At 50.6% G+C, this 12,557-nt stretch carries 14 protein-coding genes; 7 read left to right on the top strand and 7 right to left on the bottom strand.

The window, feature by feature from the left end; all coding sequences use genetic code 11:
- From KNP93_RS08495 to KNP93_RS08475, 5 genes are all read left to right on the top strand, one after another.
- The gene (locus KNP93_RS08495) at positions 1 to 873 is read left to right on the top strand and encodes a ComEC/Rec2 family competence protein (protein WP_214854500.1); all 873 of its coding nucleotides are present in this window, start codon (positions 1 to 3) and stop codon (positions 871 to 873) included.
- A gap of 15 nt (positions 874 to 888) precedes the next feature.
- Positions 889 to 1,104, top strand: coding sequence for a DUF3006 domain-containing protein (locus KNP93_RS08490; protein ID WP_188004406.1), 216 nt, complete (start codon positions 889 to 891; stop codon positions 1,102 to 1,104).
- A gap of 150 nt (positions 1,105 to 1,254) precedes the next feature.
- The gene (locus KNP93_RS08485; protein ID WP_214854497.1) at positions 1,255 to 2,163 is read left to right on the top strand and encodes an AAA family ATPase; all 909 of its coding nucleotides are present in this window, start codon (positions 1,255 to 1,257) and stop codon (positions 2,161 to 2,163) included.
- 1 nt (position 2,164) lies between these two features.
- Positions 2,165 to 3,211, top strand: coding sequence for a DUF58 domain-containing protein (locus KNP93_RS08480; RefSeq protein ID WP_214854494.1), 1,047 nt, complete (start codon positions 2,165 to 2,167; stop codon positions 3,209 to 3,211).
- Positions 3,208 to 4,182 (top strand): hypothetical protein, encoded by a 975-nt coding sequence (locus KNP93_RS08475; RefSeq protein WP_131503731.1) that lies wholly within the window; start codon positions 3,208 to 3,210, stop codon positions 4,180 to 4,182. The genes KNP93_RS08480 and KNP93_RS08475 overlap by 4 nt, the downstream gene beginning before the upstream one ends.
- A 224-nt stretch (positions 4,183 to 4,406) precedes the next feature.
- On the opposite strand, the gene KNP93_RS08470 is transcribed toward KNP93_RS08475, so the two are convergent.
- A complete protein-coding gene (locus KNP93_RS08470; protein ID WP_214854491.1) occupies positions 4,407 to 4,733 on the bottom strand; it encodes a hypothetical protein in 327 nt (108 codons plus the stop codon).
- 143 nt (positions 4,734 to 4,876) lie between these two features.
- Positions 4,877 to 5,902: a helix-turn-helix transcriptional regulator gene (locus tag KNP93_RS08465; RefSeq protein ID WP_131503729.1), complete on the bottom strand. Its 1,026-nt coding sequence runs from the start codon at positions 5,900 to 5,902 to the stop codon at positions 4,877 to 4,879.
- A 112-nt stretch (positions 5,903 to 6,014) separates the two neighbouring features.
- Here KNP93_RS08465 and KNP93_RS08460 point away from each other — a divergent pair, with 112 nt between their 5' ends.
- Complete coding sequence (locus KNP93_RS08460; protein ID WP_214854488.1) at positions 6,015 to 6,863, top strand: alpha/beta fold hydrolase; 849 nt, start codon at positions 6,015 to 6,017, stop codon at positions 6,861 to 6,863.
- On the opposite strand, the gene KNP93_RS08455 is transcribed toward KNP93_RS08460, so the two are convergent.
- Positions 6,849 to 7,517 (bottom strand): hypothetical protein, encoded by a 669-nt coding sequence (locus KNP93_RS08455; protein ID WP_214854485.1) that lies wholly within the window; start codon positions 7,515 to 7,517, stop codon positions 6,849 to 6,851. The two genes, KNP93_RS08460 and KNP93_RS08455, sit on opposite strands and share 15 nt — an antisense overlap.
- A 196-nt stretch (positions 7,518 to 7,713) precedes the next feature.
- Between KNP93_RS08455 and KNP93_RS15880 the strand changes: the two genes are divergently transcribed.
- On the top strand, positions 7,714 to 8,043 hold the full coding sequence (locus KNP93_RS15880) for a YolD-like family protein (RefSeq protein ID WP_165871615.1): 330 nt from the start codon (positions 7,714 to 7,716) through the stop codon (positions 8,041 to 8,043).
- A 116-nt stretch (positions 8,044 to 8,159) separates the two neighbouring features.
- On the opposite strand, the gene KNP93_RS08445 is transcribed toward KNP93_RS15880, so the two are convergent.
- From KNP93_RS08445 to efeO, 4 genes are all read right to left on the bottom strand, one after another.
- Positions 8,160 to 8,621, bottom strand: coding sequence for a YflT domain-containing protein (locus tag KNP93_RS08445; protein ID WP_114595719.1), 462 nt, complete (start codon positions 8,619 to 8,621; stop codon positions 8,160 to 8,162).
- 94 nt (positions 8,622 to 8,715) lie between these two features.
- Positions 8,716 to 10,398 (bottom strand): FTR1 family protein, encoded by a 1,683-nt coding sequence (locus KNP93_RS08440; RefSeq protein ID WP_214855127.1) that lies wholly within the window; start codon positions 10,396 to 10,398, stop codon positions 8,716 to 8,718.
- Positions 10,382 to 11,623 (bottom strand): iron uptake transporter deferrochelatase/peroxidase subunit, encoded by a 1,242-nt coding sequence (gene efeB / locus KNP93_RS08435; RefSeq protein WP_214854483.1) that lies wholly within the window; start codon positions 11,621 to 11,623, stop codon positions 10,382 to 10,384. Before efeB ends, KNP93_RS08440 begins: the two co-directional genes overlap by 17 nt.
- 3 nt (positions 11,624 to 11,626) lie before the next feature.
- Positions 11,627 to 12,457, bottom strand: a complete 831-nt coding sequence (efeO, locus tag KNP93_RS08430; protein WP_214854480.1) for an iron uptake system protein EfeO — start codon at positions 12,455 to 12,457, stop codon at positions 11,627 to 11,629.
- Positions 12,458 to 12,557 lie beyond the last annotated feature (100 nt).

Here is a 12,557-nt window from a genome sequence, read left to right as displayed (position 1 = left end):
ATGAAATGGGGTTCCGTTCTGTTGCTTGCCTTGTGTCTGATTGTCGTCTTTTATATGACACGCGACGACGAACCGTCACCTGGTGATCGTCCGGAATCAGGTTCCGTCATTCACGTCTACGGCTTTGATGTCGGTCAGGGTGACAGTACATTGATTCAGACGAAAAACGAAACGATTTTGATTGATGGCGGGAACAACGGGAAAGGGGACGATGTCGTCCGCTATCTGAAAAACCTGGGCATCACAAGCTTAACGGCCATCATCGCGACACATCCGGACGCAGATCATATCGGCGGGCTCGATACGATTCTCGATGCCCTACCTGTTGATCAAGTCTACGCACCACGCGTCAACCACACGACAGAAACCTATCGGGACTTTTTACTCGCCGTCAAACGGCAAGGAATCACCATTAAAACGGCTAAGGCCGGTGTCTCGATTCCGAGTGACGAAGTAAAACTGAACTTACTCGCCCCGCTCCGCGACGGCACACGTGATTTAAATAGCTGGAGTACAGTTCTGCAACTCGTTTATGGCAATAATACCTTTCTCTTCATGGGAGACGCTCCGATTCGGACGGAACAGGATTTGCTCGAATCTGGAATGGATTTAAAAGCTGATGTATTAAAAGTCGGGCATCATGGTGCGGATACCTCGTCCTCGATTCCCTTTTTACAAGCAGTCCACCCTTCCCGCGCCTTGATTTCAGCCGGTGAAGGCAATGCTTACGGTCATCCGCGTCCGACCGTCATGAATGCGCTCGCGGCGGAAAGCATCCAGGTCGACCGGACGGACCGGATGGGAACCGTTCAGTACACGTCAGACGGGGAGACGATTCAAGTCAAAAGCCGGACCGACTTACGCCCTGAGTAAAGGAGAGGATTCACGATGAAAATGACCGTCACGGAATTTGAAGGGGATCAGGCGATTTGTGAGACGGAGAGCCGTGAAACGGTTCAAGTCCCCCGTTCTCGTCTGCCCCGTGCCGCAACGATCGGCGACTGGCTCGAATGGCACGGTCGTTCGATCCGGATTCTCCGGGACGAAACGAATAACCGCCGCCAGGAAATTGACGGCTTAATGGATGAACTGTTTGAAGACTAAATGCCGCTCCTTGACCTGTCCCGGGTCAAGGATTTTTTTGTTTCTCTCCTAGTAAAACCACTAAATCTGGAAAACAGACTTAAATCACTGGCAGTTTTATCTGAATTTTCGTAAACTTTAAGAATACGAAATAAAAAGGGGGATTTATCCATGTTCCAACAATTACGAACGAACTTAAAGCAAGCAGTCCTCGGACAAGAACATGTCATAGATCATCTGCTGATCGGCCTGTTGTCGGAAGGTCACATTTTGCTTGAGGACCGGCCGGGTACCGGTAAGACGACACTGGCCAAATCACTGGCCAATACACTGGATGCCAAGTTTTCCCGCGTCCAATGTACCGCGGATACGTTACCGACCGATCTGCTTGGGATGGAATTGTTTAATCCATTGACCGGTTCATTCGAACAACGGTTTGGTCCGCTGTTCGCCAATATCGTCCTTGTCGACGAAATTAACCGGACGACGCCGCGGACACAGTCCGCCCTGCTCGAAGCGATGGGTGAAGCACAGGTCACGATCGGAGATACCTCTTATACGTTACCGCAACACTTTTTAGTCATCGCGACCCAAAACCCGTTTGACGGTCAGGGAACGTTTCCCCTCCCCCATGCACAACTCGACCGCTTTTTGTTTAAGCTATCGTTTGCTCCGCTTGATCGCCGGGTCGAAAAAGCCTTGTTGCAGGGAGCTCACTTACAACCGAATACATTCCAATTGCCGCTTGAGCAACTGAATACCTGGAAACAGGAAGTCCAGGCTGTCACGATCGAAGATGCGGTCGAAGATTACCTGCTCGACGTCTGTGATGCCTTGCGGGCACACCGTGACGTGGAAATTGGTCCAAGTCCCCGTGCTACCTTGGCACTCCTGCAAGCCGCACGAGCACGGGCCTGGATGCATGACCGGACATACGTTACCCCGGAAGACATTAAGCAACTCGCAACGCCGCTGCTTGCCCACCGGCTTGTCCTGACACTTGAAGCGACATTGAAGATGACGAACGGCCGCCTGGTCCAACAGATTTTGGAATCATTGACTGTTCCGACCGAGGTGTAACATGCAATTGATTACACCGAAGTCCTTTCACCCGATGATTTTATTTTGGATTGCCGTCGCTGCCGGCATCTGTACGCTGTACGGCTCGCTCCTGCTTGCGACATTGCTCGTCGCGTACACATTATATGGCTACCTCTTACCAAAGTACCTCGAGTACCTCGGAGCACGTCTGAGCGTCCGGCTCGTCGAAACCGTCCGCGCCTTCCGGGATGATCCGCTACTCATCCCGTTTGAAATCCATAATCCGACACGGTTTTCCCTTGGTAAAGTGACGGTATCCGGTCTTCTCGGGGAACAAGTCCGGATTGAGGACGCAAGCAGCCAGTTTTGGCGTCAACATGTCTTTGTTCCGCGTCAGGCCAGCGTCCCGTTTCAAATCGACGTCACGGCAGCCAAACGGGGCACAATCCGGATTCAGTCGTTTGATATCATGATTTCCGACCCGTTCCATCTGATGACACTCTACTTGACGTTGCCGATTCAACAACTCGGGCATGTCTTTCCGGATTTTGCACCGGCCTCGGTCGAATGGAACGAACGCCAGATTCCGGGCGAGACGATTGACCGGTCGAGTCCATTCACGGATCGGTCGAGCTTTCACTCCGTCGTCCCTTACGCAGGTGATGCGAAGACGATCTATTGGTCTGCTTACGCCAAGACGGGCGAACTGTATTCCTATCAGTATGACCGGATGCGCAATCATGATTATGCCGTCATCATTGATGGGCTGTCCGCGGACGGTTTAGCCTTACGCGGTGATTTTGAAAAGTTACTTTCGCGGGCGGCGACGATTATCCGAGAACTTGAAAAACAAGGCGCCTCGTACAGTCTCTGGATTTCAATGGTCAACCGGGATGGGCAGTGGTATCACGTTCCCTCGGGAAAAGGAAAAGACCAATTTTTACGGACGATGGAGTGTCTCGCCCGGATTTCAGAATATGATTTACCGCTCGAACGCCGCTATTTCACGAAACGTCTTCAACGGACCGTCCCCTCGACGACTGCGGAAATTCATCTTGGACACCGGCACAAGGGGGTGAGCGCATGATTCTCTGGTGGATTCTCGTCATCAGTCTCCTGCAGGCACCGCTCATTATTTTGATGTTCCCGCTGCTTGTAGCCATCCCGGCACGCAACATCCGGATTGGAGTGCAACTGGTCGCGGCAGTCTCGTTTCTTTTGATTTCTCCGCTAATCAGTATACTGTTGTTGCTTGCCATTGCTCTCGGGACATGGCTCGAGACTGTCGATCAGCCGTATAAATTTGCCATCAGTGCGACGGGGCTGACCGGACTGTTTCTGTTATTCCCGGGCCTTTCACCGCCGCTTGGCGCCTATCTGCTGCTTGGTCTGTTATGGGCAATCCCCTTCTTAAGACAGCATCTCGTAGAATGGCGCCGGATCACCACAGCTGTCTCGCTGTTTCTCGGGATCAGCCTTGTCCTCGTTACCGTGATCCGGTTGCTCAAAGAAGCGCTGTTTGGTTCTGTCGCAAACCTGACCCGTCCTGCACTTGAGGCATTCGGCTCTCTCTTTACCTGGACGTTACCGCTCGCGGAACAGATTGATCAAAAGACGGGAGCGAATGCGACGGATTTATCAAACATCGCCCCGCAAGAGAGTCTGAAGGCCGCAAGTATGAGTTCCGCTACGCTGTTTTATCTGAACACGGCAGGGATTGTCTTGGCGATTCTCGCTGTCGGGATCACCTTCTATTTGATTCGGAAACGACAGGTCGTTTCCACGGAAGCCGAACCCGTCGTCCGGATGACGGGGGCGAAGCAACCGGCACCGATTAAAAAGCATAGCCAGCACCCGCTTCTGAAAATCGCTTCACAACTCGAACAGGCATTCCCGCGCCGTCACGAGGAAACGACCGTCGAATGGTTAACGCGGATCGAGTTTCCGGAAGCCGTGGCCCACGCACACCTTCTCGACGGAATTGAATTCAGTCGCAGTGAACCGGCGTACGATCTCCAACTGTTCCGAAAGTATGTCCGGGAACAAATCGAACGTTAAATCAAAAAGAAGGTGCTCCGATACCGGAACACCTTCTTTTGGTTATTTAGAATCAATTTTAGACGCTTTACGCGCGATGATGACAATAAAGACGATGGCAGCAACCGGAAGCACGAGTGGCATCCAGTCCAGGATATACTGTGTATTCATCGTATCCCCTCCTCCAAAACATGCTAATACTCTATCCGTAGCATATTCCAAAAGACCGCACCATGCAAGCATCATCAGATTCGCGGCAATATCGAGTAGACGACGGAGTAATAAATCAAGATACTGGTCGAGATACTGTAGATTACCAATATGTAAGGTCCGAATTTCGGCTGTGCATGCCGTTTCAGCACTTTCAGCGAAAACATCGTGATTCCTAATGCAAATAAAGGACTAAAGCCGAAGACCACAAGATCCATTGACATTAAGAGCTCTGTACTGAAAAGAAGATTAAATGCAAAAATCGATAATAAATACCAAGACGTGTACGACAGACAGATGAAAAAGAGGTATGACACGCCCGCAATAACGCTTCCCATCCGTGGTTTTTCCATATGTTGCATGATGCCCCTCCTGTAACAAAAATAAGATATCCTTAATGGTAATCGGAAAAAAGGCTCAAAAATATTCAAATATGAATATACGACAAAAAACGACAAAAAAAAGATCTTCTGCCCCATTCGGCAAAAGATCTGCTTCTATCGTGTTAGACACTCTCATTCATCGGTTGACTGACCGCAATTCCTGTTTTATAGACTTTAGCAAGCTCAAGGACTTTGTTTTTAAAGGCTTCCCGACAAAAGGCCGGTTCAAGAATCTCCGCTTGTTCCGCGAACTGAATCAGCCACATCATGAAACCTTGAGAGAAAAGCGCTCCCACCTTGACTTCAAACCAGTCCCCTTCTAAACGCCGGCAACGAATGTCCGTCCCGAAGCGGTCGACGACGGTTGGCATGACACTCTCATGGAACTTCAACGTCAACTGTTCCTGTTCTCCCCCGTACATATTGAACATACTGCTCAAGTAAGTGGATTCGACCTCGACCGGAGTCTGCGCCGGCTCAAAGACACTGCAATTGACGATGCGATCGACCCGGTACGTCCGAATCTCTTCGACACGTTCATCACGGCCGATCAGATAGTAGTTTCCATTATCGACAATCAAATGTGCCGGGGTAACGAGATAATAATCGCCGTCCCGTCGTAACTCAAACTTTCGTGTCCGTTCATTGAATTTTCCCTGATATTGAAAACTGATGATGTCCTGTTCGATGATAGCCTTTTGAATGGTGTCAATCGAAAAAGGAATGACGCCTTTCGGTTTCTTGACGGTATGTATGACCGGCGTCAACGTTTTCGCCAGACGTTTACTCGTCAAAGTATGAATATTGCGGACCAGGACCTCCGTTTCACTCTCAGAAATGAACTTCGCACTGGCAATCGCATCCACAAGTAAACGCAGGTGGTGGTATTCGAACGGACGGCTGACAAGATGATACGGAATCGCCAGACCGTTTTTAGTTTCTTCCGCATGGATGTCAAAACCTGATTTGGCAAGAGCCGCGATATCTTCTTTTAACGACTTCCGGGACAGCTTTTCAATCAGTCCTCTTTTCGACAATTCCGTACTTAATTCTTCCAATGTCAACGTCTCTTCTTCATCGGAATACTGTTCAAAAATTTCTCGAACCGCTAACAACCGATCCCGATTGGATAATTTTTCATTTGGCACGGGGCATCCTCATTTCCTATCCATAAGATGTTTGATTATACTTGGATTATACCTTAAACAGGTACGAAGATTAACAATAATATGGAAATATTTAAGAGATAGGAGAATTTGGATGCAACACATTGCCGATTGGGAAGGTTACCGATTCGATTACCGGGACAGTGGAACCGGACCCGTCATTTTACTGATTCATGGCACACAGTCCGATTACCGGGAAGTCTATCACGTAGAACGATTGATTGAAGCCGGTTACCGGGTCATTGTCCCGTCTCGTCCGGGATACGGGAAAACACCGCTCCGTGTCGCCTCATCCCCCGGTGAGTTGGCTGCTTTTTACAAAAAATGGCTTACTTCGCGACACATCGAGCAATATACGGTCTACGGGATTTCGGCCGGCGGACCGACAGCAATTGCGTTGGCAAGTAATAATCCGTCTGTCTGTTCACTCGTCCTTGCCTGTGCGATGACACACGAAATCTCGCTTCCTTATCAGGCTTGGCTTGTCCAACCGCTCCTTCAACGTCCGTTGCAGCTCCTGCAATGGGTCTTGTGGCATTACGTCAAAGACAAGTTGGTCAAGTTTCCGCAAGAAGCGTCTGTGCGCATGGTCGAAATGACCAGTCTGTTGCAGCGTGACGAAATTCGACGTCAATTGAATGGAGTCGATCAACAATTGTTGTATCAAGTCGGACTGCAGAACGGACCGGGGCGGGGTGTCTTATTTGATTTGACGCAACAGATTGACCGACCGATCTTGCAAGCCATCCGCTGTCCGGTGCTGATCATCCATTCCAAGGCGGACCGGGCCGTTCCATTCGAACATGCCCTCTATGCCCGGCGTGCCATTGCCCATGCCCAGTTCATCGAGTCGGCAAGTCCCGGTCATTTGATTTGGATCGGTCCCTCCGCGCGTCACGATGAACGCATGATTGAACGTTTCATCTCCTTAAATCACTTGTAGACGAACACGAAGGTTCAGCTTTTCGTTCTCTTCCTCAATCGAGATGATGCCCCGTGCCGTCAGTTCTTCAATCGCCAGGCGTGTCCGTTCCAGGTTAAACCGTGCGTACCGGGCAATCTCTGATATGCCCATCCGGCAGGACAGCTGGTTGGCCTTGATCTTCGAAGACGGTTTGGCGACGGAGCGTTGCAACAGACGCCAAAAAACCTGCCGGGCATCATCGGATAACGCGTACGCGTTTTTTTCGATGACGGGCGGCACATAACGGATATCTTCCCGAATACGTCGAATCAGATAGAGACTCAACCAATCCTCCACGTCGGCTTGAATCCGGAAAAACTCAAACCACCATAACTGATCGAGTGCTTCTGCTTCGTCCTGCCGTAATGCCCAGGATGGCGGGATCTCATCAAACTCTTCATCGAGAAAATCTTCATAGTCCAGAGCGGTTTCATATAAAATCTGGGGCGGGATCCGGTCGAGTGTCTCCCGCTTTTGGTATAAATCAAAACTCATCCGCCGGAAGTGTTCGACTGAACCGGCGACCTGACTGAGTTGCATCAATTGTTTGGTAATCAGACGGGCGAGACCGTCCAGCTCAAGTTGAATGGCATATAAGTGTTTTTCAAGGGCAATTAACGTACTTCGTTCCATCAGACAGTTCCTCCTCTGTTCCTGGCATACTTCTAGTCTTTTTCCGCAAATCGGACATTCAAAACCAACCTCTGTTTCTTTACTCCTCTACGGTGTCTTTCTCTTCTTCAACCGGGTTTATCTCCCAAATAAATGGGGAATATTTTGGGGCAGCGTATCGTCGACATGTAAACGATTCAATCGGAGGTGGAACGACGTGTTACAGTCTAAGAAACGAACGGAGCGAAAGTGGCGGCAACGCGCGACACGGAATCATATTCTGCAATTGGAACACTTGTACAAAACGCATCCCGCCCGACAGACGACACAGACAAAGATTGTTTTTCCACAATTGTTAGAAGATGCCATTCGAAGCGGGCGGCTGGTGACGGTCCGTTATCTCGACCAGGGAACCGAGACCGCATTGACGGGAACGGTTACCGCTCTTTTTCACGCCCGCGGAATCATTGAAATCAAGACATCAACCGGTTTACAGCGTCATATTCCGTTCGATGAGGTAATGGATTTGCGTGAATCGCTCCAATAGAAGATCCATAAAAAATGATCCTGCATAGACGAACAAAGGATGACGGATTCAAATCCGTCATCCTTTGTTCGTCTAAAAATTGACACTGTTGCCAGTCCCTGTTTAACCGACGCTTCTTATTTTTTATCCAACTTGACGTTTTGGTCAGCCGGTAAGGTCGTCGTCGTTTCTTCCTCTTCGAGTTTCGGAACACCTGCACCGTATTCTGTCGTCTCATCTTCGACATAAGAAGCGGCAAACGCCGGATTCAGTAAGTCAGATTTTGAGCCGACGATGACAATCCGGCCATGGCGAACTTCCTCTTCCAAATCTTCTGCTACATCCTTTGTCATTCCGAGTTCCGACAACTGGGCAATGCGGTCTTTTCGGTTGCTGCGGACTGTCGACATCAATGTCTCAAAAAATGATTTTTTTGTTACACGATACGCCAACGTCTGAGTGTCATTGGCAATCCGTTCCGCCAATTCTTCATCCTTCGCAAAGATGTAAATTTGTTTATTCGAATAGCCGCTTGACTTCAAGCTTGTCACTTCTGCGTCCACCGCCGTCATGTTTCGTACGATTCTTGTTTCAATCATCCTGTTTCCTCTCCTTCATGCGAGCCAACGATCTACTCTCGATATAAAGTTATTCCCGAAACATAATGAATAAAACATGAAACTGAAAAACGGCTTAAACAGCTTTCCGAAGACCCGAAGGAGAGCGACGTCTCAGATATATCAACAAACCAACTAAAACACATAGTCCGACTTGCGGAATGATCGTCTCATACGTCGGATAAATCCCTACCCAAGGCAGTGACGGGATGTATGACATGACATGGATCGGCAAGAGGCCCGTAATTTGCAAGGCATGCAGACTGGCACCTAAGATTTTGAACGCCATGAGATAAATCAATCCGGTTGCTCCTGCAAAGAGCCGGTTGATTGGTAAACGTACCCCTAAATAAATGACAGCAAGCGAAAGAAGCCCGATGAGTGCAATTGCCAGCACGATCCCTCCAGCTAAAGCAGTCGATGTCATGGCGGGCGCCATGCCGACATAAAACAGCAGCGTCTCGGCCCCTTCCCGGAAAATCGTCAAAAAGCTGACGGCAAACAAAGACCGTCCCGCCAGATTCAGTGCCAGTTCCGTTTGCCGTGAAGCAACCGCCGTTTTCGAATGTAACCACGAACCGACGAGCAGCATCATCAATACTGCGGCCAGTCCGGTCCATCCTTCAATCTGTTCCCGTCCGACAGCAGCAAGTGCCGTTGAAAAGAACTGTTGGATGATCAGGGCCAGTGCTCCACTCGCGAATAAACCACATAATGCCCCACTCCAAATCATCCGTTCGCCTGTCACCTTGGCTTTTCGGGTAAAGGCAACGAGCGCGCTGATGATCAGCAAGGCTTCCAGCCCTTCCCGCAACATGACGAGCATCGCATCGACAAACGAATACGTCGTTTTCTGCGCTAACACTTCAAGTGACGTGATGATCGGGGCCAGGTCAGTCCGGGTGGAAGCCATCGTCGTTTCATCTAAACGCGACAATAAAACGGGTACATCCGATTCAATCGTCGTATACAGAGAACTGCTCCGGGTCCGGACTTCCCCTTCCCCGCTCGGCCAACGTTCGATAAAGGTCGTCAGCGTTTTCTCCGCCGCCGGGACGTCCTGATTCGCGAGTTGCTGATCCGCTTGTTTCAGTAACGCCGTCAACTCGACGAGACCCGTCTGTTTCGCGGCTTTCACCGTATCCCCTTTTAGAAAAGAACGGATACTGGCGTCAAACTGATCCAGTGCCTGATTCAGCTCCGACGGATCAAATGTTTCACGGGCCAAAGCAATCCGGATTGCGGACAGTCCCATCTCGACCTGACCGTAGTGCCCGATGCTCGTCTCCCGGACGACTGTTTCCCGGTCCGTCCAGGCTGTCAGCAATTCCGACTGCAACTGCTGACGCTCGGACATGTCAGTGGCCGTTCTCAGTTGCTTCGTTAGAGTGAACAGTTCTTTTAACCGTTTTTTAGCGGCTGAATCGTCCTTCGGCTGTTTGGTTTTTTCCAGCGCCCGGACCGCAGTCGACAATTCCGTCAATTGCTGCTTGACGGCAGGCAAAGCGGTTTGCTGCTTGACGGCTGTCAACTTCTGCTCGATGTTCTGTTGTTCGGCAGAAGCCGGCAACCGGTCGACCTGCTGTTCAAGCGTCGCGAGCGTTGTCTGTAAGCTGCTCCGGTCACCGTCGTTGACCGCTGACAAAGCTTGACCGATTAAAACATACAGGTCATCGGTTTTCGCATCGGCATGAACGACCGGCATCCCGATCGTCGTGCAGAGAAGCACCGGTAAAAAGAAATTAAGCAAAAAGCGCATCACCGATGTAGCCTCCTTTTTGAATTCCGCCGAAACAGGCGAAAACAGCACTGCCACGATGGGTAATGTATTCATTTAAACGGTCGGACGCTGCTAACCGTCTCTGAATGGTGATGAACTGCTCCGGTGACCGTTGATACGATAGAAACAGTAAGCCGGCATCGAGGGCACCAGTCGTTTCGTGAATCCCGGCCTGGTAGGAATAGGAGCGGCGTAACAGTTGTTCTTTTCCTGATCCGTGGGCGACTGCTGTGTGCGAGTCACTTGGAAGTTGTGCTTCACCGTGCGCCGTCCGTTTGCTTGGTGTCACCGCTGCAAATTCCTCTTTCGACCCAAGCGGGGCACCGGATGCGCGTTCGCGGCCAAACGTCCGCTCCTGTTCTTTCAGGATCGTCCGGTCCCATACCTCAAGATGCATCTGGATCCGGCGGACGACCAGGAAACTGCCGTTCGTCAACCAGGGTGAACCGTCCTGCCACTGGTAAAAGAGGTGTTGTTTTCGGACAGCGTCCTGCGTGCCGTCCGGATTACCGGTCCCGTCCTTGAATCCGAACAGATTCCTTGGTGTCCCCCCTGCCGCATCCGCGGCCTTGGAGCGTTGAAAACCGGCTTGCGTCCAGCGGATCTTAACGATACCGCGACCAATCCGGGTCAAATTCCGTAACGCATGAAACACGACTTGTTGATCGTCGGCACAAATCTGGACGACGAGGTCTCCGCCCGCCCATTGCGGGTCCAGTTGATCGAGATCAAAGACCGGCAACTCCCGGAGCAGCTTAGGACGTTTATGACCAATCCCGAATCGGTCCTTGGCAAATAAACTGTGACCGCAACCGAATGTAAACGTCAGGTGGCCCGCTGACAGTCCTTCCGCCTCTCCTGTATCTTCCGGAGGAACATAGGCACTGTCCGCGTCGCCGAGCGGTAATCCGGCTGTCAGTCGGGCGCATGCCCGCGTCCAACGTTTCAACAGATCAATCAATTCATCGCGCCGGGTCGTCTGGACATCAAAGGTGACCACCTGGACGTGGTTTTGAGGCGGTGTCAGGATACCCGCCTGATACTTGCCGTAGAACGGGACTTGATCTGTCGCCTGAGCCGTCAGGGCACGGGGTAAAAACCGTTCGAGTCCACTTGCGTAAAGAGCGGCTCCGAGCCCGGTCAGTCCCGCGACTTTCAGGACGTCACGCCGGGTGACCCCTGCTTCTAAAGTAGTCCGTGTCATCGATCAGCCCTCCAGTACGATACCCATCTTCGAGAGCGGTTCCGCCAGCTCGTTGATGGCTTGACTCAATTGTTTGACATCTGATTTGGACAACTCGGTATAGAGCACGTATCCGTCTTCTTTCTTTTTCGCTTCCAATAATCCGTTAACATCAGCAAAGCGGGCCGCAATCTCTTTCGACAGGGCAGCATCCTGTTTTTTCAGAGCCGGATTTAACAATTGATAAATTTTTTCCGCACCTTGGACGTTGGCTGAAAAGTCATACAGATCGGTATGCGAATACCGGTCTTCTTCCCCTGTGACTTTTGACGTCGAGACTTCGTTTAAAAGATCAGTCGCACCGGTAACCAACAGTTCCGGCGTCACCTCGACCGTCTCGACTTTCGCCCGGAGCAGATGGACATCTTTCATCAATTGGTCGGCATACTCTTCGTATCCTTTTGTCGTACCTTTTTCAAACAAGCCCTGTTCGATCCGGTGGTAGCCACCCCACTCCGACGTTTTGACGTCCCCTTCACGGGCATCGATTTTCGGATCGAGGTCTCCGAATACTTCCGCGATCGGTTCCGCCCGCTCATAATGCATCCGCGTTGGCGCATAAAGTGCTTTCGCCCGTTCCAAGTCCCCGTCTTTGACAGCTGTCGTGAACGCTTGCGTCTGCTTCGTGAACTGTTCCAGTTCCGCAATCGCATATGTCCGGTAATCGGCAACGACTTGCTCGAATTGATTCGGCTTGGCTGCTGCCGGTTTAGTCGTCGCGGGTTGTTCATTACAGGCTGCCAGTAAAGCCGTCATGGATAAGAGACCGATTGTCAGTGTTTTTTTATGTCGCATAAATGGTTCCCCCTGATGATTAAGTAAGTTCATCAATTAGTATAGTCGATAATGATAATCGTTATCAATATATTTCAATAAAAAAATCCTCCCCTCCAGA

Source organism: Exiguobacterium sp. s166, from assembly GCF_018618855.1.
In the GTDB taxonomy this organism is placed as follows: Bacteria; Bacillota; Bacilli; order Exiguobacteriales; family Exiguobacteriaceae; genus Exiguobacterium_A.
This window is presented reverse-complemented; position numbering and strand designations above follow the sequence as displayed.

Coding starts and splice junctions, on each gene's coding strand:
- KNP93_RS08495 (WP_214854500.1), top strand. CDS start 1: ATGAAATGGGGTTCCGTTCTGTTGCTTGCCTTGTGTCTGATTGTCGTC.
- KNP93_RS08490 (WP_188004406.1), top strand. CDS start 889: ATGAAAATGACCGTCACGGAATTTGAAGGGGATCAGGCGATTTGTGAG.
- KNP93_RS08485 (WP_214854497.1), top strand. CDS start 1,255: ATGTTCCAACAATTACGAACGAACTTAAAGCAAGCAGTCCTCGGACAA.
- KNP93_RS08480 (WP_214854494.1), top strand. CDS start 2,165: ATGCAATTGATTACACCGAAGTCCTTTCACCCGATGATTTTATTTTGG.
- KNP93_RS08475 (WP_131503731.1), top strand. CDS start 3,208: ATGATTCTCTGGTGGATTCTCGTCATCAGTCTCCTGCAGGCACCGCTC.
- KNP93_RS08470 (WP_214854491.1), bottom strand. CDS start 4,733: ATGCAACATATGGAAAAACCACGGATGGGAAGCGTTATTGCGGGCGTG.
- KNP93_RS08460 (WP_214854488.1), top strand. CDS start 6,015: ATGCAACACATTGCCGATTGGGAAGGTTACCGATTCGATTACCGGGAC.
- KNP93_RS08455 (WP_214854485.1), bottom strand. CDS start 7,517: ATGGAACGAAGTACGTTAATTGCCCTTGAAAAACACTTATATGCCATT.
- KNP93_RS08445 (WP_114595719.1), bottom strand. CDS start 8,621: ATGATTGAAACAAGAATCGTACGAAACATGACGGCGGTGGACGCAGAA.
- KNP93_RS08440 (WP_214855127.1), bottom strand. CDS start 10,398: ATGCGCTTTTTGCTTAATTTCTTTTTACCGGTGCTTCTCTGCACGACG.
- efeB (WP_214854483.1), bottom strand. CDS start 11,623: ATGACACGGACTACTTTAGAAGCAGGGGTCACCCGGCGTGACGTCCTG.
- efeO (WP_214854480.1), bottom strand. CDS start 12,457: ATGCGACATAAAAAAACACTGACAATCGGTCTCTTATCCATGACGGCT.